This window comes from Streptomyces gottesmaniae, assembly GCF_031845845.1.
GTDB lineage: Bacteria > Actinomycetota > Actinomycetes > Streptomycetales > Streptomycetaceae > Streptomyces > Streptomyces akebiae.
In genome coordinates, this window is record NZ_JAVRFJ010000046.1 from 46,251 (window position 1) to 70,080 (window position 23,830).

Annotated in this window: 20 protein-coding genes; 11 read left to right on the forward strand and 9 right to left on the reverse strand. The window is 69.6% G+C overall.

Features of this window, described 5'->3' with window-relative positions:
* Window positions 1-53: 53 nt before the first annotated feature.
* From RM704_RS37600 to RM704_RS37615, 4 genes are all read right to left on the reverse strand, one after another.
* On the reverse strand, window positions 54-2,141 hold the full coding sequence (locus tag RM704_RS37600; RefSeq protein ID WP_033524506.1) for a peptidoglycan DD-metalloendopeptidase family protein: 2,088 nt from the start codon (window positions 2,139-2,141) through the stop codon (window positions 54-56).
* A gap of 6 nt (window positions 2,142-2,147) precedes the next feature.
* Window positions 2,148-2,837, reverse strand: a complete 690-nt coding sequence (locus RM704_RS37605) for a hypothetical protein (protein ID WP_033524505.1) — start codon at window positions 2,835-2,837, stop codon at window positions 2,148-2,150.
* A gap of 319 nt (window positions 2,838-3,156) precedes the next feature.
* Window positions 3,157-3,519 (reverse strand): DUF4913 domain-containing protein, encoded by a 363-nt coding sequence (locus tag RM704_RS37610; protein WP_033524504.1) that lies wholly within the window; start codon window positions 3,517-3,519, stop codon window positions 3,157-3,159.
* Window positions 3,520-3,568: 49 nt separating this feature from the next.
* A complete protein-coding gene (locus RM704_RS37615) occupies window positions 3,569-4,237 on the reverse strand; it encodes a hypothetical protein (RefSeq protein ID WP_033524503.1) in 669 nt (222 codons plus the stop codon).
* Between the two features lie 355 nt (window positions 4,238-4,592).
* Here RM704_RS37615 and RM704_RS37620 point away from each other — a divergent pair, with 355 nt between their 5' ends.
* The 11 genes from RM704_RS37620 to RM704_RS37670 all read left to right on the forward strand — a co-directional run bounded on the left by RM704_RS37620 (window position 4,593) and on the right by RM704_RS37670 (window position 16,930).
* Window positions 4,593-6,380, forward strand: coding sequence for a conjugal transfer protein (locus RM704_RS37620; protein ID WP_078936873.1), 1,788 nt, complete (start codon window positions 4,593-4,595; stop codon window positions 6,378-6,380).
* A 59-nt stretch (window positions 6,381-6,439) separates the two neighbouring features.
* Window positions 6,440-6,712, forward strand: coding sequence for a TrbC/VirB2 family protein (locus RM704_RS37625; RefSeq protein ID WP_033524502.1), 273 nt, complete (start codon window positions 6,440-6,442; stop codon window positions 6,710-6,712).
* A gap of 98 nt (window positions 6,713-6,810) precedes the next feature.
* Window positions 6,811-7,293: a hypothetical protein gene (locus tag RM704_RS37630; RefSeq protein WP_033524501.1), complete on the forward strand. Its 483-nt coding sequence runs from the start codon at window positions 6,811-6,813 to the stop codon at window positions 7,291-7,293.
* Between the two features lie 85 nt (window positions 7,294-7,378).
* The gene (locus tag RM704_RS37635; protein WP_033524500.1) at window positions 7,379-10,375 is read left to right on the forward strand and encodes an ATP-binding protein; all 2,997 of its coding nucleotides are present in this window, start codon (window positions 7,379-7,381) and stop codon (window positions 10,373-10,375) included.
* 101 nt (window positions 10,376-10,476) lie between these two features.
* Complete coding sequence (locus RM704_RS37640) at window positions 10,477-11,037, forward strand: hypothetical protein (protein ID WP_052145776.1); 561 nt, start codon at window positions 10,477-10,479, stop codon at window positions 11,035-11,037.
* Between the two features lie 227 nt (window positions 11,038-11,264).
* Window positions 11,265-13,286, forward strand: coding sequence for a hypothetical protein (locus RM704_RS37645; RefSeq protein WP_192829516.1), 2,022 nt, complete (start codon window positions 11,265-11,267; stop codon window positions 13,284-13,286).
* Window positions 13,287-13,335: 49 nt separating this feature from the next.
* Window positions 13,336-13,476, forward strand: coding sequence for a hypothetical protein (locus RM704_RS37650; protein WP_157856630.1), 141 nt, complete (start codon window positions 13,336-13,338; stop codon window positions 13,474-13,476).
* Window positions 13,473-14,180 (forward strand): hypothetical protein, encoded by a 708-nt coding sequence (locus tag RM704_RS37655; RefSeq protein ID WP_078936872.1) that lies wholly within the window; start codon window positions 13,473-13,475, stop codon window positions 14,178-14,180. Before RM704_RS37650 ends, RM704_RS37655 begins: the two co-directional genes overlap by 4 nt.
* 133 nt (window positions 14,181-14,313) lie before the next feature.
* Window positions 14,314-15,933, forward strand: coding sequence for a WhiB family transcriptional regulator (locus RM704_RS37660; protein WP_033524498.1), 1,620 nt, complete (start codon window positions 14,314-14,316; stop codon window positions 15,931-15,933).
* A 32-nt stretch (window positions 15,934-15,965) separates the two neighbouring features.
* Complete coding sequence (locus RM704_RS37665; RefSeq protein WP_033524497.1) at window positions 15,966-16,235, forward strand: hypothetical protein; 270 nt, start codon at window positions 15,966-15,968, stop codon at window positions 16,233-16,235.
* A 254-nt stretch (window positions 16,236-16,489) separates the two neighbouring features.
* Window positions 16,490-16,930 carry a hypothetical protein gene (locus RM704_RS37670; RefSeq protein ID WP_157856629.1) on the forward strand — a complete coding sequence of 147 codons (441 nt, stop codon included), beginning with the start codon at window positions 16,490-16,492 and terminating at the stop codon, window positions 16,928-16,930.
* Between the two features lie 456 nt (window positions 16,931-17,386).
* Here the strand turns inward: RM704_RS37670 and RM704_RS37675 are convergent, their stop codons facing one another.
* The 5 genes from RM704_RS37675 to RM704_RS37695 are packed head-to-tail and all read right to left on the reverse strand — an operon-like array spanning window position 17,387 to window position 23,211.
* Window positions 17,387-17,635: a DUF6406 domain-containing protein gene (locus RM704_RS37675; protein WP_157856628.1), complete on the reverse strand. Its 249-nt coding sequence runs from the start codon at window positions 17,633-17,635 to the stop codon at window positions 17,387-17,389.
* Window positions 17,636-17,651: 16 nt separating this feature from the next.
* Window positions 17,652-18,902, reverse strand: coding sequence for a C2 family cysteine protease (locus RM704_RS37680; protein WP_033524496.1), 1,251 nt, complete (start codon window positions 18,900-18,902; stop codon window positions 17,652-17,654).
* 7 nt (window positions 18,903-18,909) lie between these two features.
* Entirely contained in the window at window positions 18,910-19,173 is a 264-nt protein-coding gene (locus tag RM704_RS37685) for a DUF6406 domain-containing protein (protein ID WP_311592386.1), read from the reverse strand.
* Complete coding sequence (locus RM704_RS37690; protein ID WP_033524495.1) at window positions 19,170-20,423, reverse strand: C2 family cysteine protease; 1,254 nt, start codon at window positions 20,421-20,423, stop codon at window positions 19,170-19,172. The genes RM704_RS37685 and RM704_RS37690 overlap by 4 nt, the downstream gene beginning before the upstream one ends.
* Window positions 20,416-23,211, reverse strand: coding sequence for an ATP-binding protein (locus RM704_RS37695; RefSeq protein ID WP_033524494.1), 2,796 nt, complete (start codon window positions 23,209-23,211; stop codon window positions 20,416-20,418). Before RM704_RS37695 ends, RM704_RS37690 begins: the two co-directional genes overlap by 8 nt.
* Window positions 23,212-23,830 lie beyond the last annotated feature (619 nt).

The following is a 23,830-nucleotide window of genomic DNA, read 5'->3' on the forward strand; positions in this document are numbered from 1 at the left end:
TCCGTACGTCGTGCGACGGCGGAACGGGGACGGGGACGGACGGGGACCGCGCCTCATGCGTCCTCCGTACCGGTCTTGCCGTCGCCCTCGACCGCGTTCGTACCGGCCGGGATCGGGACGCGGTAGACGCCGGTGATCTCGTCCTGGACGTCCCAGGTGCTGAAGGACACCGACTTGCCGGGGCGCGGGGCGTGGATGATCTTCTTCGTCTTCGCGTCCCAGACGAGGCCCACGTGCCCGGAGAAGCCGCCTCCCTCGGGCCGGAAGAAGATCAGGTCACCGGGTTGCGCCTCGGACAGCGGCACCTCGTACTTGCGGAGCCTGGGCTGCTGGTCACGGGTCGTCGCACCGATGTTGATCTTCCCGTCGCTGGCCATGTAGTACGCCCACTGCGTGAAGCTGGAGCAGTCGAAGCTGGTCGGGTTGCGGCCCTGGAGGCGCGGGGCGCCGTACACGTACGGGACGCCGACACCGCGCTGCGCCCAGCCGAGGACCGCGCGGATCACCGGGTCGTCGGAGTCGGGGAGGACACCGGAGGCCCCGGCGCCGTCGGGAGCGACGGCCGCACCGCCGTTGTCCTCGGCGCACTCCTCGTACTGGGCGTTGCGGCCCTCGCCGGAGCTGTCGCCCGGGACGGTGCCGTAGTCGGGGTTGGCGGTGACCCGGCCCGCCATCCACTCCGCCGGGTCGACCATGCCGGGGCCCTGGTCCTGGCCGCCGACGAACGGGTTGTCGACGCCCGGGACGAGGACCTCCCAGTGCAGGTGGGGGCCGGTGACGTTGCCGGTCGCGCCGATGGTGCCGATCTGGTCACCGCGCTTGACGGACTGGCCGACGGACACCTTGATCGAGTTCTGGTGGGCGTAGAGCGTGATGACGCCGTCCGCGTGCTGGATCTTCGTCATGTTCCCGTACGACCCGCCCGGCCCGGCGACGGTGACCTTGCCGTCGGCCGGGGCGTAGATCGGGGTGCCGGTGGTGGCCGTCAGGTCGAGGCCGGTGTGGTAGCCGAGGCTCCACATGTTGCCCTGTTTGTGGTAGGGCGTACCCATCTGGTAGGTGCCCTTCTTCATGGGCCACTGCCAGTCCTTGCCGCCGGTCACGGGCTTGGCGACGGGGAGCGCGAGGGTCGTCGAGTCGCCGCCGGCGTCGGTGTCGGCAGAGTACGCGGCCAGGGACATCGCGTTGGTGGTGTCGTCACCGCTGTCGTCCAGCGGGGGCGTCGACCAGGAGCGGGCCGGACTCGCGGCGATGCTGAGCGCCCGGCTGGGCTGGGCGCTGTTGCCGACCGGCTCGGGGATGTCCGACTGCTTCCCCAGGGTGGGGAAGTCGGGGTTCTTCTCGATCGTCTCCTTCAGATGGGCGTACCAGCGCTTGATGAGGTCCTTGTCACCGGTGAGCGCGCCCCGGTAGCGGGCGGACTGGGTGAGGACGACACGCGGGTAGACGCTGTTGGAGGAGGCGGAACCGGAGTAGATCTGCAGCGCCCTGAAGGGTTGGGTCTCCGCCTTCTTGGCGTGCAGGAAGTTGGCCGCGGCGTAGGCCGCGTCGTCGATGTTGTACAGGTCCTTCTTGCCGTCGCCGTTGCCGTCGTCGCCGTAGTCCGTCCAGGCAGGCTTGCCGAACTGCAGGATGCCCATGTAGCCGAGGGAGTTGGCGCCGCCGGGGGCGGCCGAGGGGTCCTGGCCGTACTTGGTCTCCTGGTACATCTGACCGGCGATCATGGTCCAGTCGAGACCGTCGTAGCGGGCGGCGGCGCGCATCGCGGCGAGGATCATCTTCGGCGGGATCTCGTTGCGCGCCGTCTCGCTCGGCGTGTACATCTTGCCCGCCGGCATGACCGGGTTGGTGGCCGCCGCGTCGTCGGTGTTGCCTGCCTCGGCGTTGTCCGCGTAGTCCTCGCACGAGGCCGCCGCGGCCCCCGCTCCCAGGCCGCCGAGGAGCGACCCCAGCAGCACCAGGACGAGGGTGCCGATTCCGGCCAGGGGCAGGAAACCGACACCGGCGGCGATCCACAGCCACTTCTTGTTGTTGTTCTTCTTGCCGCCGCCCGAGCCGTTCTTGACCTGGGCCGCCGCCTTGGCCGCCTTGGCGACCTTCGCCGCCTTCGCGGCGGCGGCCAGTACCGCCGGTGCAACCATCGCCCGTCACGCCCCCGAGTCGTCGGAGGCGCCCACGTCACCGAGTCCGAAGATGTCGAAGCCGGAGACGACCCACTTGCCGTTGACCTCCTGGACGCTCACCAGCCACTGGTTGGACTCGGTGGTGGTCTCGCCGCCCTCGGTACGTGTGGCCTTCACCTCGACCAGGCTGGAGATGGAACGGCCGCTGCCGCGCACCAGATCGTCCGAGATCACCGCGTCGCGCTCCACGACGGCGGTCCCCTTGGATGCGCACTGTTCGGCCTGGCAGGTGGCCCACGCCTTGCCGGTGGGCAGCGCCGTCAGCTCCTTCATCCGCTCGTCGTTCAGGGTGAGTTCGAGGAGCGGGGCCCGCCAGGTGGCCGACTTGGCCGTGTGGTCGTAGGTGTTGATGCCGGCCATGTACCGCGTCATGATCCCGTGGGCCTCGGCGGCCTCGGCGACCGAGACGATCGGAACGGTCGCCGCGTCGCGGCCTCCGTCCGTCGTGTCCTCGCCGGAGTCGGAGGTGTCCTGCCCGCCCGATCCCGTCCCGCCCTGGCCGGCGGTGGCGGTGGGTGCCGCCGAGCCACCGTCCTCCTCGCTCCCGTCGTCTCCGTCGAAGACGGTGAACACGGTCAGGACGGCGATCAGGAGAACGCCGAGCACCCCCAGGGCCAACAGCCCCGTGCGCTTGTTCTCCTCAGGCAACTCCACGCTCCCGCGCCTCCCTTGTGCTGAGCCGGTACGGCGGTCGACGGGTGACCGGGACACGGTAGGGCGAGGTGTGGGGCGGGGAGCCGGAGGGATTCCCGGCGGGGAAAGCGCGAGGCACGGTCGGGAAAGAGCGGGACATCCGGGCGCGGAGGGCGGAACGCTCCCGCCGGGCCGGGCCGCCTCGCGTCACCGCCTGGACGGACCCCGGACACAGGGTCGGGAGCCGACGGTACGCGTGTCGGCCCACAAGCTCGCCCCTGCTTCGACCGCGCTTCGACCCCGCTTCGGCCACGTCGGTGCCGCGCCCGGTCCGCCCCGCTCACTCCGGGCGCGCGTCCACCGGCAGCGGGTCGAAGGGGTAGGCCGTGTGCCCGTCCTTGGGCGAACACGCGGCGAACGGGCCCGAGTCGGCGTCCATCAACACCCTCAGATGGGGGTCGGCATGGTGCAGCCACCACGTCGACATGCCGAGCGCCGGGTCCTGGCGCAGGTGTTCCCAGGCCAGCCAGAGCGCGGAGAGACGGGCACCGGCCTCGGGGTGCTCCCACCACCGGGGGCACCAGGTCGCCGACGCGCCGTTGACCCGGCGGCGGACCATCTGGGCGAGGTAGTCGGAGACGAACGCGTAGACGTCCGCGAAGTAGAACTCCGGCTGTTCGGAGGATGCTGCGGTACCGCTCATCGTTCCGCTCCTGCGGGCTGCCGTTCGTGGCCGGGGGACGGTGGAGGGATCAGGTCAGGACGATGCCGAGGAGCAGAAGCACCACGACCACGGCGCCCATCACGATCCGCGCCCTCGGGTCCTCGCGCTCCCACAGGTCGTGGACGAGGGCCCAGCCGGTCAGCCGGGCGGCGCGGCCACCGTGCAGACCGGGTGCCTGGCCCTGCTGGTCCTCGTCGATGCCCTCGCCGTCCTCCGGGGGCGCCCCGGACTCGGTGTCGGCGTCGAAGCCGACCGGCAGCCCCTGCTGCTCCTGGGCCACCAGGACCATCTGCTCAAGGAGTTCGGGGATGGTGTGCGGGGTGAGGGGATAGGTGAAGGTGCCGTACGGCGTCTCCATGCACAGCCGCGCCTGCCAGGGGTTGCCGGGCTCATAGCCGTCGACCCAGGCGTGGTCGGCCTGGAAGACCTGAGGGGCCTGGGCGGCCTGGGGGGCCTGGGAAGTCGGTGGGGCCTGCGGCGCCGGTACGACGGCTGATGCGGGAGCCGGGGCTGGTGCGGGAGCCGGGGCGGGCGCGGGTGCCGGAGCGGGCGCCTGCTGCGCCGGTGGGGTGGGCTGGACCGGGGACGTCTGCTGCGCGGGCGGCGCCGGATCGACCGGTGCGGTCTGCTGGGGAACGCCCCAGGCGCGCGGGTCGGGCTGCGGCTGCTGCTGCGGGTGCCCGTTGTGGTCGGTCAACTCTCGTCCTTCGCCGGGTCCGTCGGGTGCAGGGGGTGTCGGATGCGGGATGTGTCGGATGCGGGGGTTCCGGAGCGTCGTGCGTACGGCAGACGTGCCCCGCGCATTGTGGGCCCAAGGCGGGTCAGGACAGCGAGCCCACTTTCCCGCCGTGTCCCTGACACTTTTCCCGGCCGGTTTCCCGAAGACCTTCCCAGCGGGAATCCGCACTCTCCCGACGAGGAAAGCGGCGGCGGTCCGGTGACGGGTCTTTGTCACACTGCCTGCGCACCTGGCTGGGCCAGGGCCCGTCGTGCGGTGCGGTCGTGACCCGCCCAGGCGGACGGGGAACCGACTCGCTGGAGTAACCGACTCGATGACAGACCACAACAGCCCTGCTGGCGCGGTCGGCGGAGGCCAGCCTTCCGGGCAGCCCGGGTCCTTCGGTCCTCCCCAACAGGCCCAACAGCAGCCACAGCCGCAGCACCCTCAGCAGCCGCACCAGCAGGCGTGGCAGGCGCAGGGCCAGGGCCAGAACGCGCCGGCACCGCACCAGGCGCAGCCTGCGGCTCCCCACGCCTCCCAGCCCCAGCCGCAGCAGCTTCCCTCCGACGCGGCCCGCGCGCAGGTCGCCGCCGCCTGGGTGCGCAACACACCCCAGGCCGGGCAGGCCTCCGTACCGGCGCTGCCACCGCGCGAGACGCGTCCCGCGAGCGAGTCGAAGAAGGAGAAGCGGGAGCGCGAGCGGGCGGCCCGCAAGGCCGCCTACGAGCAGAAGAAGGCGGCGAAGGAGCAGCGCAAGAAGGGTGGTCCGGCGTCGGCCCCCGCCTCGGCTTCGGCCGCCGCGGCCGCCCCCGCGGCCGTCGGCTCCCCGGCCGCCCCCCACGCCGCCGGTCCCGCGACCACGCACCAGGCGCACATCCCGGCCAACGCCACGCTCACTCTCAGGACCGGCGCCGCCGGCGCGAGCGGGACCGCCGCCGCACCCTCCGCCGCCACCCCCTCCGCTTCCGCCAAGGCCGCTCCCTCCCGCGACTTCGCCGTCCCCAAGCCCGGTGGCCGCGTCCCCGCCGGTGGCCGTGGTACGCATGTCGCCCTGCGGGCCACCCTGCTGATCACCACCTGTGTGTTCGCGCTGGGCTCGTGCGGTGTGATGGGGCTGGTGATCGGCAAGTCCTCGACACCCGCGACCGCCGGGCTCGACCCCGCCGACGCGGCCAAGTACCGCCTCAGCGAGTTCCCGACCCGGCAGGCGGCGACCTTCGCGGAGCAGTACGCGCTGCTGTGCATGACGTACTCCCCGGAGACCGCGTCCACGCGCCGTGACGACCTCGCCCGCTACACCTCCTCCGGCGTCGACGGCGAGTGCGGCTGGGACGGCAAGGGAACGAGCAAGGCCGTCGCCGCCACCTGGGACGGCACCGCCGAGACGCTGCCCGAGTACGGCGACCACGGCCGCTACCTGGGTGTCCAGGTCCGCAGCGAGGGCGGCGAGCTGACCACGCTGACCGTGCCCGTCTATGTGAAGGACCTCGCCACCGGCGAGGGCATGCGCGTCGCGGGTGACGTCGGCCAGATGCCGCTGCCGCCGCGCGCGGACGTGCCGCCGGTCGACCAGGACGCCGAGGTCGTGGACGACACCCTGTCCGACCAGTTGCGGGAGCAGGTGCTGCCCGGCTACTTCGAGGCGTGGGGCGCGTCCGACACCACGGCGATGGCCCGTTTCACCACGTCCGACGCCACCCAGGCCGCGACCACCGGGCTCTCCGGCGAGCTGTCCGACCCCACCGTCAGCGAAGTCGACGCACTGGTGCCGAAGAACGTCCAGGGCACCGACCCGTACACCTACGCCGACGGCCAGGCCGTACAGCTCCGGGTGGTCGTCTCCTGGACCGACCCGGCCGGCGGGGCCGTGAACCGCTCATACCGGATGACCGTGGTGAGCACGGCCCAGGGCTGGTTCATCAAGGACGTCCGCGGCGGTGTGCTGGACGCGGAGGGCGGCCGCGCCGACGTCGACGAGGAGACCGCAGAGCCCGACGAGGAGAACGCCACGGACGAGGACGCGGCGCCCGACGAGGAAAGCGCCGTGTCCCCGTCGCAGTCACCGTCCGCCTCCAAGTCCCCCCAGTCCTCGAAGGACAAGCAGTCCGACAAGTCCTGAGCGGGACCACGTCCCCCTCTTCACCACGCTTTTCACCACCTGATCGAGAGGAACCACCCGTGTACCTGGCAGCCACCCTGGATTCGATGTTCGGAGAGATCCAGGACATCCTCACCAACGCCGGCACGATGGTCGCCGTCATCGCCCTCCTCGTCCTCGGCATCCGCATGCTCCTGTCGATGAAGCGCGGTGACGGCATGCGCGAGGCCTTCCAGGGCTTCGGCATGATCGCGCTGGCCGCCCTGATCATCGGCGGTGCCAGCGGCCTCGCCGGTGTGCTGATCGACCTCGGCAGCCAGATCGGCGGCGGCGAGGGCGGCCAGGGCAACTGACGTCGACGGATCGTCACGAACCGTCAGCCGCCTTCAGTCAGCGTCGGACCGCCGTCAGTCGGCGTCAGTCGCCTTAGGAACGAGGGGAGTCAGCCGCGATGGCCCAGGAAGCACCGGAGCCGCTGGTCGCGTACGACCACACCGATCTGGTCAACCGTCCCAAGCGGATCTGGAACTGGGGCAACATCCCGCTGCCCGGCCTGCTGCTGCCCGCGCTGGGCGCGGCCTTCGGCTTCGGCCTGGTCTGGCTCATCGCGCTGTTCACCCTGTCCGCGTTCCTGCCGTTCCTCGGTATGTCGATGTGGACGTCGATCCTCTACTTCGGACCGCCGTTCGCCGTCTACTTCGTCTGGGGGCGGCCCCTCCCCTCGGCGCTCACCCTGAGCCAGCAGCTCGTGGTGTGGACCGACTGGTGGTTCCAGCCCAAGCGGCTCCAGGGGCTCTCCGCCGACCAGGAACCGGAGGAACTGCACTGGCAGGTCATCCTCTGGACCCCCGGTTCACCACGCTGGCAGGCGCGCTACGACGCCGCGCGGCGGGTGGCCGCAGAACGCGGCACCGCGTTCGCCGCACACCGCTGAGCCCCACCGCACCACGATCGCACTCGACCGAGCCATCTCCGACCCACCGCCAAACCGACCTCGATCTACCGCAGGTGACTCCTCCATGTTCATGATGATCCTTCTGGGCGGGGCGGCCGCCTTCTTCGTGGTCGCCATGATCATGGCCGCCTCGTCGGGCAAGAAGCAGGGCCAGGGCGGAGGCGGCAGAAGCTCGTCCTCCTCCCGCTCCAGGTCCTCCGGCTCCTCGGCCTCCGCGCGCCGCGAGGACCTCCGCCTCCCGTACCGCTACGCCGACGACATGATCTTCGTCCACGGCGACTCGGTGTGGACGGGTCTCGTCCTGCCCACCGCCATCGACGAGTACCTGAACGCCGTCGAACTGCAGGCGATGGCCGAGGGTCCGCCCCGCGGTCTGCTCAACCTCGCCCGCGGTGACCGCAATGTCGAGTGCCACTACCGCAAGGTGTACCAGCCGATCACCGCGCTGACCTGGGCGGAGGACCTCAACGCGATCGCCTGGGACCCGACCGACAACTACAAGGCGTACAACCTGCGCAAGGCCGAGTACCAGGAGCGCATCGGCGCCAAGCGGGAGCGCAACATCCTGCTGGTGAAGCTGGGTTCGGTGAAGCGCGCCGGCGGCGGGACGGGTGTGCTGTCGCAGGACGACGAGCCGCACGACGACCCCGGCCTGCTCAAGGGCGTGAGCGGAGCCGCAGACCAGGTCGCCGCCGCCGCGACCGGAGTCTCGGACGAGTACCTGTCCCCGTCCGTGGTCGCGGAGTGGACGCAGGTCGCCTCGGAGGTCCACGAGAGTCTGGAGAACCTCCGTGGCACCCCCCTCACCCGCGAAGAGCTCGTCTGGCTGATCCGCAAGCCCCTCCACGGCGACCTGCCGGTGCCGCCGGAGCCGGTGCTCGGCTCGCGCGCGTGGGGTCCCAACGCCTTCGACCTCGTCGTCGACTTCTCCGGTGAGAACCGCAAGACGCACATCGTCCTGAACCAGTACGACGAGATCACCGGCGAACAGCAGACCAGCTACACCACGACGCTGGTCGCCGCCAACTGGCCCGCGGAGACCCGCTTCCGGCAGTCGACGGCCTGGGCCCGGTACGCCGCGCAGCACGTGGACTTCCCGGTCGAGATCGACATGCGGTTCACGCTCATCCCGTACCTGAAGTTCAAGGACCGCGCCGACAAGATCCGCGGCAACCTCGTCGACGAGATGAACGACATGGCCAACTCCGGCCGTAGCCCCGACACCAAGCTGGCCACCCAGGTCACCCGTGCCCAGGAGCTCGTCGACGACATCGAGGAGCACAAGATGCCGGGGATGGAGGCGCAGATCCGTTTCACGATCTCCGCCCCGGACGTCAAGGAGCTGGAGCGCCGCCGCCGGGTCCTGGAGATGCAGTTCAAGCAGGACCTGAAGGTCACGCTGCTCCGCCCGACCCGCCAGCAGTGGCGTCTGCTCCAGTCCCAGCTCCCGGGTGACGCGCCGAAGCTCCCCATCGCTCCGTACCTCCGGCTCCAGGAGGTCGAGCAGCTGGGGGCCGGACTGCCCACCGCGGGGACGGAGTTGGGCGACAACCCCGAGCAGCGCTCCGGCAAGCGCCTCGGCTGGGTCGGCAACCTGGTCGGCTGGGCGGGCAAGATGCCGGTCCACTACTCGCTGCACGTCGGCCCGGCCCGCAACGACGGCGGCGGTCTCGCCATCGTCGGCGCGTCCGGCGGTGGCAAGTCCTCCCTGGCCCTGCAGAAGTTCTACGAGGAGTCGGAGTCGGGCGTCCGCTGCCTGGTCATCGACCCCAAGACCGACTTCGCCCAGCTCTGCTACTACCTCGCCTTCGGCTCCCAGGTGAACGACCCGGAGTTCGCGAACGACGCCGAGACGGGCCTGCTGGGCACCGCGCAGAGCAAGTTCCAGCCGGTGAACCCGGAGTTCTGGGCGGAGACGGAGGTCGTCGACCTCCTCAAGGGCCAGGCCGGCGTCCTGGACCCCTGGGTCATCGCCCGTGACGTCCCGGCGGGCCGTCTCCTCGCGGAGTCCATGCTGCGCGGCTTCCTCGGCGACGAGGACTACCAGCGCGTACGGCTCCCCGTCATCGAGGCGATGGCCACGGTCATCGGCCGCTACAACTCCGCGATCCGGCAGGCCGTCGACCAGGGCCTGACCGCCCGCGACGCCGACCAGCAGGTGCCGCGCCCGACGCTGTGGCAGGTCGTCGACGAGGTCGTGGCGGCGTACGACCACGCCATCGCGACGAACGACCGGGAGGCGGCGAAGGACCTGAAGCTGGCGCAGATGCTCCTCACCGAGCTGCGCACGCTCCCCTACGCCCGGCTCGCCTTCGCCGAGCGCCCGCAGCCGCTGTCCGCGATGCGCAAGCGCCGGACGGTCATCACCCTCCGCGGCTTCCAGTCCCCCGCCGCCTCCGACCCGCGCAGCTGGAACCCGGCGGAGCGGCTCGCGGCGACGGCCCTGATGGCGGTCGTGGAGCTGGGCAGCCAGATGCTCGACGTCGGCTACGAGAAGAACCCGGTCACGGGCGAGATCGGCCTGCGCCCGAAGGCGCTGTTCGTGGACGAGGCGTACGTCGTCACGGCCACGGAGTCGGGCCGCGACCTGATGCGCCGCGCCCTGAAGCAGGGCCGCTCCTACCTGGCGGTCACCGTGCTGATCACGCAGCAGGCCATCGACCTCGTCCAGATCGAGGACTCCGAGGCCCGCAGCGGTGGCGCCAACCAGATCCACACGGTCTTCGCCTTCAAGCAGAAGTCCGCGCAGGAGGCGTCCCTGGTGGCCCCCCTCCTCGGCCGCCCCGAGAACGACGCGAAGGTCATCGCGGCCCTCCAGGAACTCCGTACCGGTGTCTGCCTGCAGCGCGACGCCGACAAGCGCGTCGGCACGGTCGCCGTCGACCTGGTCTTCAAGGAGATCCTCGCGGCCACGGACACCAACGGCACGACCCGCCCGGCCCGTCAGGGGGTCAACCCACCGCTGAGCGTGTGGGACTGGACGTTCCTCCAGGAGATGACGGAGGACCCGGCCCGCCCCACGGCCCCGGAGACGACGGCCCCGGAGACGGCCACCGTGTGACCTCCGCCCGTCCGAGCCGCCGCTCCCCCCACTCGAAGCCCCACAGCCGAAGAAGGACCATGCGAATCAAACGAGCACTCACCGTCGGCGCCCTCCTGCTCATGTCCACGTCTGTCGCGGCGTGCGGTGGCGACGACAAGAGCCGGCCCTCCGAGAAGACAAGCACCGAGGCGAGCAAGCCGGGCGAGGAGGCGGGAGGTGAGGAGAAGGGCGGCGGACTGCCTTCGGCTTCGGACATGGCGTCCATCGAGGCTTTCCTCAGTCCGTACGTCGGCTGCTCAGATCTGCAGACTGGAGCAGAGTGGGACAACTCTTCTCAGGCGGACAAGTTTCCCGCCTGGGGTGATTCCATATCCGACCCATCTGCCTGGTCGATCAAGGAACGCGGTGTCTGCAGGGACACCTCCGGTCACCCCAACACCCTGGTCCTCGTCTCGAGCATGAAGCAATTCCAAGCCACCATGCAGGCGGAGGGCTATAGCGGCATCCTGATCGGCAAGGACTTCGCGGTGAAGCCGTATGACGACGAGGCGACCCAGGCACTGGAGGGGTCCGGCCTCGTGAACCTGGTCTGCGACGCGCAAGCCAAGATCCCCGGCGGCTACAAGCAGGAGCCGGCAGAGGCCGACGGCTGTCTCCTGACCGACTACTTCACCGACTGATCCGTCCCGAAGGACTTCCCATGCTGCCCCTCCGCCGGCCTCGCGCCGACCGCCCAGCACGGTGCCGGTCGAGGCGCTCCCTACGCGAGACGCTCGTTACTACGGGAGTCGCGGCACGCGCCGCGCTCTTCGTCGTGTTCGGGGTGATCGCACTCTCGCTCTCCGCACCACAGTCGGCCAAGGCCCTCTTCGACACCTGTGACTGGACGGCTCAGAGCATCAACCAGATGGCTGACAATCCTGGTGCCGCAGAGAACATCTTCCCTGCGGTGAAGCAGTGGGACAGCAAACGTGAGCTGGTCTCCGGGGCCACGCGCCTGTCAGGCTCGCCGTCGGACTACACGGTCTACGAACTCGGCGCGCTGCGAGGCCTCAACTGGGCGGCGACTCAGCAGAGCCAGAACCAGGCAAAGCAGACCGACAATGGAGCGGCGGCCGGGGAGGCGGCCGACGACGACGAGTGCAGCATCCAGAACGAGATCTACAACTCCATCGCCCAGATGGTGTTCGACCTCAGCAAGTTCATCACCCGCGGCTCGATCAGCATCAAGGAAATCTCCTCCAACCCGAGCCCGCTGGCCGCACTGTACGAGGGCACCGTCGAGGGCGACAACAGCGTCGTCGACCGTCTGAACGACAACGTGTTCAAACTGGCCGTACCCACCATGATCCTGCTCACCGGGCTCTGGGTGTTCGGCAAGTGGCGCAAGGGCGACGTGCGCGAGGTCTGGGCCGGAGTGGGCTGGGCCGCGTTCGTGGTGATCGCGGTGTCGGCGTTCCTGGTCGACAACAACTACACGCGCGTGGTCGAGACCGCGGACTCCGGAATCGCCCAAGGAAACGCCGCACTGACCGAGGCAGTGCTGGGCGGCGCGGTGGACGACATCGAACCGCCCTGCGACCTGGCCGCCAACGCCCCGCAGCGCGGCATGCGGATATCCAGCTGCGCCATGTACGACACCCTGGCGTTCCGCCCATGGGCCATCGGCCAGTTCGGCGATCCGGGCAAGAAGCGCATCGAGTACACGGGCACTGCCGCATGCGACTTCGGAGCAGCGAACGGGAAGCGGTGCACCGATCTGCGGGTCAGGCAGGTCATGGCGCAGTCGATCACCAATTTCGACTACTACAAAAAGTCGGACACGGACGGCGGTGTCATGAAGGACAAGGAGAACCAGTACGGAGAACTGCGCAACTACATCGCCAGGGAGCATAATTCCCGCTTCTACGAACAGTGGAGCGGAGACAAGCCCGGCAACCGCATCACCATGGGGATCTATGCACTCGTCGCCTCCATGATCGTCGGCATCATGGTGGTCGTGCTCAGCGCGCTGACCCTGCTGTGGCACTCGGTCACCCTCATCATGATCATCTTGCTGCCACTGGTCGCGATCATCTCGATCCACCCGACCCAGCAGAAGCTCCTCAGGGGCTGGTGGCAGACGTTCGTGCACAGCTTCGTGCTGCGTGCCGGCTTCGGCGTGATCCTGACCATCCTGCTGCTCTTCTACCAGCTGATCCTGCCGCTGCCGGTTCCGCTGGGCATGCAGCTTCTGATGCTGCTGCTGGTCACCATCTCCGTCATCATGCTGCTGAAGAACCTGCTCTCCGGAAAGTTCTCGCCGCAGGTCGCGGGGGCGGAGGACGCCCTCGGTGTCGCGGACGCGGCGAGCAAGGCAACCGCCATGGCTCCCGGCCTCGCGGCCTCCACGGCCCGCACGAGCGGCCGTGTCGCGGGTACCACCGTCCGTGCGGGCGGCAGCGTCGCACGGGGTACGGCCTGGGCCGTGGACCAACGCCTCTTCAAGGGCAAATACCGCGGCAAGATGCAGGAGAAGGGCTGGCTCGGCCAGTCCAAGCGCGAGCAGAACCAGTCCGCCTACTGGGCGAAGGAGGACGCGCGCGTCGCCCGTGCGGACAGGGCAGCGGCCCGCGCGGCGAACAACGGCGACAACACTCCGTCGTCCCAGTCGGAGCCGGACCAGGAGCCGGAGGGGCAGGATCCCGCCAGCCCCAGGCGCAGCGGACGCGTCAGCGGTTCGAGCGGCACGCGGACCCCGCAGCCGTCGCCCACGCCCACGCCGAGCCCCGCACCCACGACCCCCACTCCGAGCCCCGCGCCCACGCCCGCCACGCCGAGGCCACAGCCCACGACGGCGTCTCCGCGGACCACTCCGGCCGATCCAACCCCGCCCCTGCCGCCGACGCCTGCCCCACGGGACCCTCGTGGGCCGAGTGGTCGCGTCTAGCCGGCCGCGGCCGCCCACCTGAACCCGTCACACACCGAGGAGCCGCCCCATGCCCGCCCCGACCGCCGAGCGCGATCCTGACCAGCTGGCCGGGAACACGGAGCGGCTCTCCGGTGTGGACCGGCCCCCGGTGTGGGCGGGTGTCCGGGAGGGCGCACCGCACAGCCACGGGAGAGTGACCACTCCATGAGCCGCGCCCCGCGCACCACGCCCGACGCTTCGAGCACCACCGCCGCCGCTTCAGGCACCCGCACCGGCACCGGCACCCCGACCGGAACCGGCAGCACCGCGCCGTCCCGTCTCACCCGCCTTCTCCGCCAGGACAAGACCGACCCCTGGGCCGTACGCATGCTCCCCCGCATCGTCTTCGGCCTGGCCGCCGCCTACACCCTCTTCGCGATTGCCTCCCAAAGCGGCGCCGCGTTCGTGATGGTCGGCGTGGTCCTGCTGCTCGCGGGATTGATCTGGCTCCTCCGCCGCCGCACCCAACTCCTCCTCGCCCTCGCCTCGACGATCCTCACCACCGCCTTCACCGGCTACTTCTCTGCGGTGGGTGAAGCGGCCCGAATGACCACGAGCGCGGCCGTCACCGGAACCGCCGCGTTCGGTTACTGGGCCCTGACCGGCATGGCCCTGCTCGGCGCCTGGATGGTGAAGGAACACCCGGGCCGACGCGGTGTCACGGTCGTGCTCGCCGATGTGATCTTGGCCATCGGCTCCGTCGTCGGCATGTTCGCGCCAGAGGCGGGGGTGCCCATCGGTTTCGTGGGCGTGCTCGGGGTGCTCGCCGTGCGCGGCGCATCCGCGAAGGCCATGGCGGCCCGGGTCAGAAGGCTGGGCCAGGCGATACGTCGGCCGCGTCCTCGTGACGCCCGGAAAACGGCGGACAGTTGAGGCTCTTGTGAACGGTTCGTCGCGGCACTGTTCGTTTCAGGCCAGCACTTTGCACATGCGTTGCAACAGTTTGACAATGTGTTCTAGAGTCCCCCGCGATCACGGATCACCACGGGGGCTATTACTCATGCGTATGGCGAGCCATACGACGCTGGCCAGGCTGCCCGCGCGACCCGCCCGCAAGGCGGTCGCACGGGAGGCCCACATACCCGACGCGGCTCTGCCCTGTCGGCGTCGGCCGGACGTCTTCCAACACCCGCTGCTGGACAACTCGGAGGACCCGCACGGCCTCCACGGCCCGGACACCCCGATGACGGCGGCACCCGGCATCCCACCCGATCAGCGCCGCCAGCACCTCGTCCTCCTCCGCACCGCCCGCGACCTGTGCGCCTCCTGCCCGCTCTGGGCGGAATGTCTGCAGGACGCCGTCGCGTACGCCGAGCCGTACGGCTACACGGCGGCCACCACGCGGGAGGACCGGCGCGCGCTGCGCCGCATGCTCGGCCTCGGCGACGAGAACGGCGACCTGCCGGCCCACGCCGCGGTCCGCTTCGACTCCGGCTCGCTCCCCCGGCGCCTCACCCGGCTCAGGTCCCGCGCCGACGAGTCCTCGGCGACCCACTCCGGAACCCGCCGCCCGACCGCTCCGGACCTTCCCGAACTGGAGCGGATACTCGACGCGTTCGACCAGCTGCAGGGTCAACTGACCCACGACCAAAGCCTGTTGAGGGAACGCCCGCCGCGCACCGCGTTGACATCGCTGTTGCAATCGCACATCACCACACAGCCAAACCACAGACAGACGCCCCCTCCTGGCGGGCCGTCGCACACGTCCGGACCGTCGAACGGCAGGAGCGAGGAACCCATGGCAGCGGCCGAGGCCGGGCAACGGATCACCTTCTCGTACGAGGATCCCGCCCTGGCCGTACGGCAGGCCGTGCTCGGCCCGCTGGTGCGCTCCGCCCTGCCCGCGCTCACCAGCCTCGAACAGCTCGTCACCATGCTGGCGTGCATGCCCGGCGGCGCCGACCCGGCCACCGAGGCCCCGCGGGACCTGCCGGCCGTACGGGAGGCGGTCGAGTCGCTGCTCCCCGACAACCCCGCAGCCCCCTCGGACGCCGACGGGGCACCTCTCCCTCCCCGCCGCCCCCTCACGGGCTCCGTCTCCGTCGAACTGGCCACCACCGACCCGGTGGCCGCGCTCCGCCGCGACTTCCTGGAACCGCTGCTGCGCGAACTCGCCGCCACGCTCGCGAACATAGAGAAGGTCGCCACCATGCTGGCCGCCGCCTCGGACGACACCGGTGACGCCCGCCTCGAGACCATCCGCACGGCCGTCCGCGAGATCCACGACGGCCTCCCGCGCCCGGTCACGCCCACGGCCCACCCCGCGGCCCGTGCCCTGCACGCCGGACCCCTCTCCACAGGCACGGCACCGGGCTCGGGGACAGGAGCGGGGCAGACCCGCCGCGCCCCCTCCACGCCCAGCATCCGCGCGGCCGTCGAGAAGGCCGTCGCCGGCTTCCCCGGCGCCTTCTCCGCCCGCGACGTCCTGCGCGCCCTGCCCTCGGGCGTCTACGGCGACCCGTCGAAGACCATCAGCAACGTCCTGTCCGCGCTGGTCAAGTCGGGCCGCCTGCAACGCCTCTCGCGCGGCACGTACGCTCGCGTCCTGGACGTCGTGAACATCGAGGACGTCCAGGACGTCGACGACGCCCTCCTCCCCGAGCGGGGAGAGGCGAAGAGCGCCTGAGCCGAGCGAGCCGGAAGGAACCCCAGCCCCCGATGACCGAACCGTTCCCGCCCCAGGGCCCGGCCCCTTCGGCCGCGTCCGATGCCCAGGTCCACGTCTTCTCCCCCAACGCCGGCCTCATCGACGGCGTCCCGGTCACCGCCCCGCCCTACGGCGACATCCAGGACGTCGTCCTGTCGATCCTCCAACAACGCGCCCAACAACTCGGCGCCCCCACCCCGGCCACCATCACCGACAACCGCTACGGCGGCGCGATCCGCCTCCTGATCCACCCGGACGGGACGACGGAACAGCTGGACTGAGGTCCGGCGGACTCCGGACGACCATCGCAGACCTGCCCAACCCAACCGCCCGCGGCCTGGAGAAGTTGGAGACTCTGTTCCGCAGGCGGCTCAAGAGCTGCAGTACCGGCGCGGCGTCCCTTCGCAGCCTTCGGGCGGGGCCGTCCGCCTTCAGCATCATGGCGATGTTGAGCGCGGAGCGGCGAAAGCTTCGTCATCCCGACAGCAGAGGGATAGGACGCCTGCGGCCGCAGGCGATCCCACAGAGGGGACCCGTGGGGAACGAAGAAGCAAGCCTCGAATACAGCGTCTGGGGGACGATCGAGCTGCACCCGCCAGTCCCGCTGGCACAGTTGTGGGGCCTGGCCGACCAGGATGCGTTCTGGAACAAGCTCGCCACCACGCCCCATGAGGCGGACGACCTGGAGCCCCCGGCGACGGCCCGTCAGCCGGCTTGGGAGTTCGTCCCGGACGAGGATGCGGGCACCGACGACCAGGGCCGTCCGCGGACCATCAGATATCTCCGGGTGAACGACCAGGATGTCACGCGTGCTGAGGTCGACCGCCGACTGCGGGACGTGGCCAGGTCGGTCGGCGCGAACCACGCATTCCACGGCCGTCTTCGCTATGAGGGGTATACCGACGACGGCGAGATCTGGCTGCGCAGCGGCAGCGGGTCGCCGGTGTGGCGCGACACGACGCCCCGGTACTGGTGACGCCGCTCCCAGGGCGCGGTCCTGACGGCCCCTCGACATGGCGCTCAGCTGCCGCAGGCACCGTTGCCGGTCCATGGCGGTGGGCCACAACGGCACGGTGGCGTCGATGGATTCCCTCTCCTTCGACGCGAAGCAGCTGATCGACCGAGATGGGCACCCGAGCCCTCCCCGCCGAGACCGGGACCCCCCACTTCGCACCGGTCGCCCGCCGCAGCCCCCTGCGCGCGCAGGGACAGGGGCATGGGCAGTGTCAGCGGTCCAGGCGGGCGACGAGAGCGTCGTAAACGGAGGTCGACCATCCCGGAGCGCTGACGCCGCCCGGACATGGCACGGGAAACGGCCGCGCAGACGGAAACGGGAGTGCCCGGGAGCGCCACCCCGCCGCAGAGGGAGGCACAGCCGCGGCAACAGCCTCACGACCCTGACGGCGACCCCTGTCGCCCATCCCTGTGGTGACTACTCCACCAGACGAAGAACCGCCCGCACATCGTCGCTCGTAGGGTCCACACGGGCCACGACCCATGTCTCATCTCGGACCGAGAACGTCTCTCCGACCGCAAGCACGTACTTCGCCTCCTCATCCGCAACCACAGTCAGCGAAATAGTCATCGGCCCATCGTCCGGAGCTTTCACATAACGCAAAATGAAACGCACACCGTTTCTGCGCTCAGGAACCGCATGACGAAGTCCGATTTCATTGAACATGACACTCACTCGACAATCACCCCAGCGTGGTGTAGCGGTTCTTGACATTGCTTCTGAATTCTTCGACCGTCAACGGCTCCGGATGATCGACATTGTGAGGGTTGCGCAAATGTATCTCATCCCGGTCATCCACCGCGATGACCTCATAGACATGAGAAGGAATGAGATCCTTGGCAAGCGGCTCAGCCTTGGGATCGTCTGGATTCGTTCCGATCAGCACCGGAAACCCGTTGTCAAGTTTCTCGCACAGCGTATCCAGGAGTTGACGGTCAGGGCTTCGCCCCTGTGCGTCGTGATCCTCGGGAAAGTTCTTCGAGTAAGCCGGAAGACCGGTAAGCTGGGCAAGTATTTCCGCCCGATTGTCGGGGTCTGAACCGAAGTCGAGACGGCGATACCCTTCGGCCGCGTCGGGATTCTTGTCTCCCCACGTCTGATCGACGCCCGCCAAGGCTTTCTCCATGACGGCCACCCATGCCATCTCGCCCCCTCCCGTCGACGCGTAAGCGGGCTCCTCGGGAGTGAAGGTCGGTACGGGCAGGTCCGGTGTCACGGTGAGCACCGTCTTTCCGCCGGTGGCCTCGTAGTGCTGCCAGCCGTCGCCGGATCGGCTCTGCACCTGATGGAGGGTGACCTCGTACGTGCCGTCACCGTTCTCCCGAACGCAGTTGGCGATGTCGTCCGGACGGTGCCCTGCCACCGCACCGAGTGCCGCGATCACACCACAGTCGCCGAGGCTCCCCTGTTCGGTCTGGTCACGACGCGGCGGCCCGTCGAAGAGCGGGACACGATCTCCGTCGGGGCGTTCGAGCGGCTCGCCGTATTCGACGAGCCCGACACCGATCCCTTCCACCCACTTTTCGTCGAACGCCGGCCGGTCGACCGTCGCGTACAGGTCCTCCGACTGATCGACGGCCTTCCGATCGAACACCGTGTCCCGAATTTTCCCCCAGACATCGCCCAGAAATGCGCCTTCAAGCTCTCCGTCGGCGCGGAGGGACGGCGGGTCATCACCGTCAGTGGGTGCCGCGGGCTCGATCGGCTCACTCTCAGACGTCGCATCACCGTCGCCATAGGCTGCGTCCGTCGCCTCGACATCCTCGGGCTCTTCGGGAGTCTCAGGCAGTCCACCCTCTTCGGTCGCCTCGAACTCCACAGGCTCTTCGGGCTCCGCCCCCATATCCATAAGCTCCGCTGGCGCAGGGACCGTCAGCGCCTCGGGGGCAAGTGCGGCGTCGCGCACCTCATCCGCCGCGTACAGCTCACCCACTGGGACCTCACTCCACCCGGGAGAGAACGACCGTCCAGTCGCCGCTCGGGGAGTGGAGGTCCTCGATGCGGTCGAGCTTCCACTGCTGGTCCTGGACGGGGAAGACATCGCCCACTGTCAGCGAGTAGCGCGCCTCTTCTCCTGCCGATGTCACAGAGATCCGCACTGTCGTGGCCTGCCCCTGAGGCGCATGGACATGGATGACACTGAAACTTCCAAAAGGCCTGTTCGCTTGCGTGTTGGGCGCGAGTGCGATTTCCTGAGTCGTCATTTCGGTTCCAAAGTGGTGTAGTTCGGGAGAAAGTGCTTGCGAAATTCTTCGAATGTCACCGGAAGGGGATCCTGCCTGTTGTACGGGTTACGCAGATGAATGAAACCCTTGTCATCCACCTCGGTCACCTCATACGCATGCCCCGCGACGAGGTCCTTCGGCGGCGGCTGCTCGTCCACCCTCGTCTTACGTGTACCGACGACGATCGGACAGTCGTTGCTCAACTTTTCCACGAAATGGTCCAGAACCTGCCGCTTCGGGGCATGTCCTTCGAAGTTGTAGCCGGTTGGCAGCGGCCACGTCTCGGCGGGAACGCCAGTCAGTTGCACCATCAGTTCGGCGCGATCACCGGATTTCGTCCCGTCGTCCAACCGTACGTACCCGGTGGGCATTTCCCCCTTGCAGTTGTGTACGGTTTTCCACGAGTCGGCCCGGTCCTCGGTCCATACCTGGTCGAGCCCCGCGATTGCCTTTTCCAGAACGGGCGCCCAGGCCGCGCCGGTCCCCACCGAATCCGCGAAGGCCGGCAGATCAGGCAGCTCGTCGTGAACAGGGAGATCAGGCGTCACCGTCAACTTGATGATGTGGCCGGTCGGCTCGTACCCACCCGCGCCCGTGGACTTGGCCGCATGCAACCTGACCTCGTAGGTGCCGTCCTCGTTCTCCCGGACGGCCGCCTGGATGTCCTCGGGTCGATGCGCCGCAACGGCTCCCATCGTGGCGATGACACCACAGTCCCCGAGCTCGCCCTGCTTGGTCTGTTCCCGGGTAGGCACTCCATCAAAGAGGGGTGTCCGGGTCCCGTCGGGACGGTCCAGCGGTGTGCCGTAGCGGTCCGGAGGATACGATTTTCCGGGCGACTGGAACTCCGGCGTGTCCACGGTGTCCGTGATTTCCCGCACCCGATCGGCACCGCTGCCGCCGAACACGCTCTTCACCCGGTCCAGGAACTCACCCCGCAACAGAGGGTCGTCGTCCGACGCCGAAACGGTCGTCGTATCCGGACCCACAGGCTCGCTCGGCTCGCCCGCGTCTTCGGCCGACGGGTCCGTGGTGTCGATGTCCTCCGGCTCCGCGGGCTCAGTTGTCTCGCCGTCGCTCCAGTGGTCGTTCTCGGTCGGCGTGTACGAGTCCCCTACGTCGTCCGGCTCCTTCGGCTCCGCATCCGTGTCCGCTCGCCATGCAGATGCCCTGTCCACCTCGCTCGTGGTGCCATCCGGCGTCCGTTCTCCGTCCCGGAGTTCAGTCACGTCGCTCCTGTCCTCCCACCGCGGCCCGGGGCCTTCTGGTCGTCCGCTCGAAGCAGGACAGGGCACGTCCGAACTCTTTGCCCCACTCCTCCGAGGGATCCACACACCCGACGATCTGTTCGACCACTGACGGCGCGTGGCGACCGTGATAGTAGAGCCGCGTCTTCGTCCCCTTCCGCGCCCTGAACCGGGGCTCACCCACCGGGCACGGATCCTCCCCGCCGAGTTGGCCACGCATCATCGCGGCCACATGCTCGGCCAGCGCCTCCGGGGCCGTGGGCGCGCCGACGCGGCTGCGGACCGCGCGGTCGACCGCCTGACCGATCGCGCAGCTCAGCAGACGGCGGTCATGGTCGGTGGCCAGGTACGGGGCGAAGGCCTCTCGCATCGCCTCCCCCGGCAACGGCGTACTCCACCCCAACAAATGTGCCGCCACCGCCATCTCCGCCCACAACGCGATCCGGAGTTCCGGCTGGTCCATCAACCGCTGCGCCCTGCGCAGGTCGCGGAGGGTGCACGGCTCAGGCGTGCAGCAGGGGTCGCACGCGCGGCTACGCTCGCCCGTCAGGACGACCGCCGACGCCGGCCGGATCGCCCCCGCGTCCTCACGATCCGTCCCGTCCCGCATGCGGACCAGCAGCGGGTAATCCATACCGTCCGTGAAGACGGCCGCCTCGCCCGGCCGCAGGGTGACCAGGTACTCGGACTGGGCCGCCGTGATGTTCATGGTCGCGCCGACCGCCTCGCGGTCGTCCTGGGCGGGGAGGCGGTGGACCACCTTGGCGGCGGTGTTCTTGATGACGTCCGGGAGGAGCTTGGAGGGGATCTGGTCGGCGATGACCAGGCCCTCGCCGTACGCCCGGATCTCGGCCAGCAGACCGGCGAACATCTCCACCGCGTGGGCGCTCGCGCCGCCCTCCTCCGAGCGGCGGAGCAGCCGGTGCGCCTCCTCGAAGACGCTCAAGTGCCGCAAGGGGAACGACAGTCGACGGGTCACGCGCTGTTCCATGCGCAGGTACTCGACGAGCCGGATGAGGATCGTGCCCATCAGGAACGCCTTGTCCTTGTCGTCGCCGACGTCCTCGATCTCGAAGACGACGTTGCGGCGCAGGAGTTCACCGAAGTCGAGCGGGCGGCCCCCCTCCAGGAAACGTCCCGTCGTGCCGAGCCTCAGACTGGCCAGGCGGATCTTGATGAAGCCCTGGACGTTGTCGGCGACCTCTTTGCCGTAGCCGATGTCGGTCACGACCTTCAGGGCCGTGTGCTCCAGGTCCTCGAGGGTGGGGTAGCGGGGCTCGGTGCCGGGCACGAGCGGTTCGCCGAGGGTGAGGTCCCAGCCGAGGTCCTCGTAGCAGCGGGTCAGCGCGGCACTCAGCACCTGGGGGAACGGTTCCTGCGGGTCGAAGGAGGCCAGGAACAGGGCGCGCACCATGTCGAGGTGCGTCTGAAGGGGGAAGCGCTCGCCGTTCGCGAACGCCGAGGGCTCCAGGGGATTCAGGCCGGCCGGGAGGGCGTCGGGGTCGCCGGGTTTGATGACGACGACCTCGCTCGTGTCGCCGAGCCGTGCCGACATGAACCGGTACTCGGCCTTGGCCGGCTCCACCACCAGCCACGGGATGCCCGCATGGGTCGCCGCCTCCAGCAGGCCGCGCACGGTCTGCGACTTGCCGCCGCCCGTCGCTCCGCACACGAAGGTGTGGCGGTTGAGGGTGGAGCGGGTCAGTTCCAGGTCACCCACGGGACTGCGGTTGCGGTCGAGCACCGAACCGAGCCGGACCGGAGACGGGGTGTCGGCCGTGGCCGGACGGCCGGTGGCCTCCGGGGTGACGTCGAACTCCGGGCGCAGCGCGAACCGTACGCCCGGTATCTCCTGCGCGGGTGGCCGGGCCAGAGCTGCCAGCAGGTCGGATCCGGCGTGGAAGGGGTACTCCTCGGGGGCGGGGAGAGCGCCGCCGAGCGCCGTGGGCAGGTCCCCGACCCGCCCGGTCGGCCGGAGTGCGTAGGGCAGCCCCTCCAGGTCCGCCGAAGCGCAGACGAGCGCGGCGACACGGGCCGCCTCCTCCGGCGTACGGCCGCCCGCCAGCAGGCGTATCCGCCACAGCCCGGTGGCCGACGCCTTGGCCAGGTCCTTGTGCCGTCGCTCCAACCGGGCGGCCGCGATGGCGTACTCGGGCGAGCCGTCCGCCTTGGACATCGCGCGGCGCTGTTCGTCGGCGATGTCGCCGGTGAGGTCGTCGAGTTCGTCGGCGGGCACCGGTTCGGCGAACACGATCCAGGCGAAGGGCTCCTGCCACACCGCCAGGAGGCAGTCCTCCAGGCTGGGCCGCTGCCGTGCGGCGCCGCTCCCCCCGGTGTTCGGTTCCGCGTCGACGAGCAGCCCGTCGGTCACACCCGCGACGGCGCTCCAGTGCGGCAAGCCGGCGAACAGGGATGCCGCGGTTCCCGTCGGCTGGGCCAGTCCGCGTGCGCCGGCGGGCAGTCGCAGCAGAGTGCTGCCGCCGTCGGCGTCGGTACGACCGCCGAGCAGAGCGCTCCCTCCGACCATCACGTCGATGGGCCGGTCCGCCGCGCGGCGCGCCCACCCCACGAACACCGCTCCGCCCGTAGGGTCGTCGGAGCGCCGAGCGTGATGCGCGGAGACCAGGGCGGCGAGCCGCTGGGCGTGCAGGTCGTCGCCGGGCCCGTGGGGCCGGTCGTCCGTGAGGCGTTGGCGAGGGACCTCTCGCAGCAGGCAGGCGTCCATGTCGAGGAAGCGCTGCCATGTGCCGCCGTACGGCGCGGTGTTCATGGGGTACGGACCGCTCTCACTCGCTGATCGGCGCGCAGCCGCGGCCGTTGTGTCTCGACCGGATACGACTGGCCCGCGCGTCCGCGATACCGGGCCGGGCTCACAGGATGTGGACGGTCAGGCCCTTTGTCGTGACGCTGCAAGGCGGCGCAGGAAGCGGCCCGTTCACTGACTTCACTCCGGCAAACGGGCAAGCCACCCCAGTTGCCGGAGATGTCCGCCGACGTGAAGAAATGGACGTCATCGCTGACTTGACCAGAATCGTGCGCAAGCAGTGCGGTTCGCAACGTCTCCCCCGTTGTCGATCTTGCACCTATACCCTAGAGCCGGTCAGGTCCCAGGCCAAGCCTTGCAACTGTGACTTCGTTACCGGTGGTTCCAACTGGACTCGGGGGGCGAATTCGTGCAGCATGTTTCGGCTGCGAATCAATGACTGGCTGCCGCTTCGGCGGTCACGGGGGCGAGTTCACATCACCAGAGGCGTACGTGCTGCCGCCCTCGGGACGGTCATTTCTCCACTGTCCACATGTGGCTGCCTTTTCGGCCCACTTCCTTCCCAGGGCGGACCTCTTACGTGACCCATCCTGTCGATCCGCACCAACCGGGCCGGCCGGTCGGC

Excerpts from the sequence above, each read along its gene's own strand:
- RM704_RS37600 (WP_033524506.1), bottom strand. The coding sequence starts at position 2,141 with ATGGTTGCACCGGCGGTACTGGCCGCCGCCGCGAAGGCGGCGAAGGTC.
- RM704_RS37610 (WP_033524504.1), bottom strand. The coding sequence starts at position 3,519 with ATGAGCGGTACCGCAGCATCCTCCGAACAGCCGGAGTTCTACTTCGCG.
- RM704_RS37620 (WP_078936873.1), top strand. The coding sequence starts at position 4,593 with ATGACAGACCACAACAGCCCTGCTGGCGCGGTCGGCGGAGGCCAGCCT.
- RM704_RS37630 (WP_033524501.1), top strand. The coding sequence starts at position 6,811 with ATGGCCCAGGAAGCACCGGAGCCGCTGGTCGCGTACGACCACACCGAT.
- RM704_RS37635 (WP_033524500.1), top strand. The coding sequence starts at position 7,379 with ATGTTCATGATGATCCTTCTGGGCGGGGCGGCCGCCTTCTTCGTGGTC.
- RM704_RS37640 (WP_052145776.1), top strand. The coding sequence starts at position 10,477 with ATGTCCACGTCTGTCGCGGCGTGCGGTGGCGACGACAAGAGCCGGCCC.
- RM704_RS37645 (WP_192829516.1), top strand. The coding sequence starts at position 11,265 with ATGGCTGACAATCCTGGTGCCGCAGAGAACATCTTCCCTGCGGTGAAG.
- RM704_RS37650 (WP_157856630.1), top strand. The coding sequence starts at position 13,336 with ATGCCCGCCCCGACCGCCGAGCGCGATCCTGACCAGCTGGCCGGGAAC.
- RM704_RS37655 (WP_078936872.1), top strand. The coding sequence starts at position 13,473 with ATGAGCCGCGCCCCGCGCACCACGCCCGACGCTTCGAGCACCACCGCC.
- RM704_RS37660 (WP_033524498.1), top strand. The coding sequence starts at position 14,314 with ATGGCGAGCCATACGACGCTGGCCAGGCTGCCCGCGCGACCCGCCCGC.
- RM704_RS37665 (WP_033524497.1), top strand. The coding sequence starts at position 15,966 with ATGACCGAACCGTTCCCGCCCCAGGGCCCGGCCCCTTCGGCCGCGTCC.
- RM704_RS37675 (WP_157856628.1), bottom strand. The coding sequence starts at position 17,635 with ATGTTCAATGAAATCGGACTTCGTCATGCGGTTCCTGAGCGCAGAAAC.
- RM704_RS37685 (WP_311592386.1), bottom strand. The coding sequence starts at position 19,173 with ATGACGACTCAGGAAATCGCACTCGCGCCCAACACGCAAGCGAACAGG.
- RM704_RS37695 (WP_033524494.1), bottom strand. The coding sequence starts at position 23,211 with ATGAACACCGCGCCGTACGGCGGCACATGGCAGCGCTTCCTCGACATG.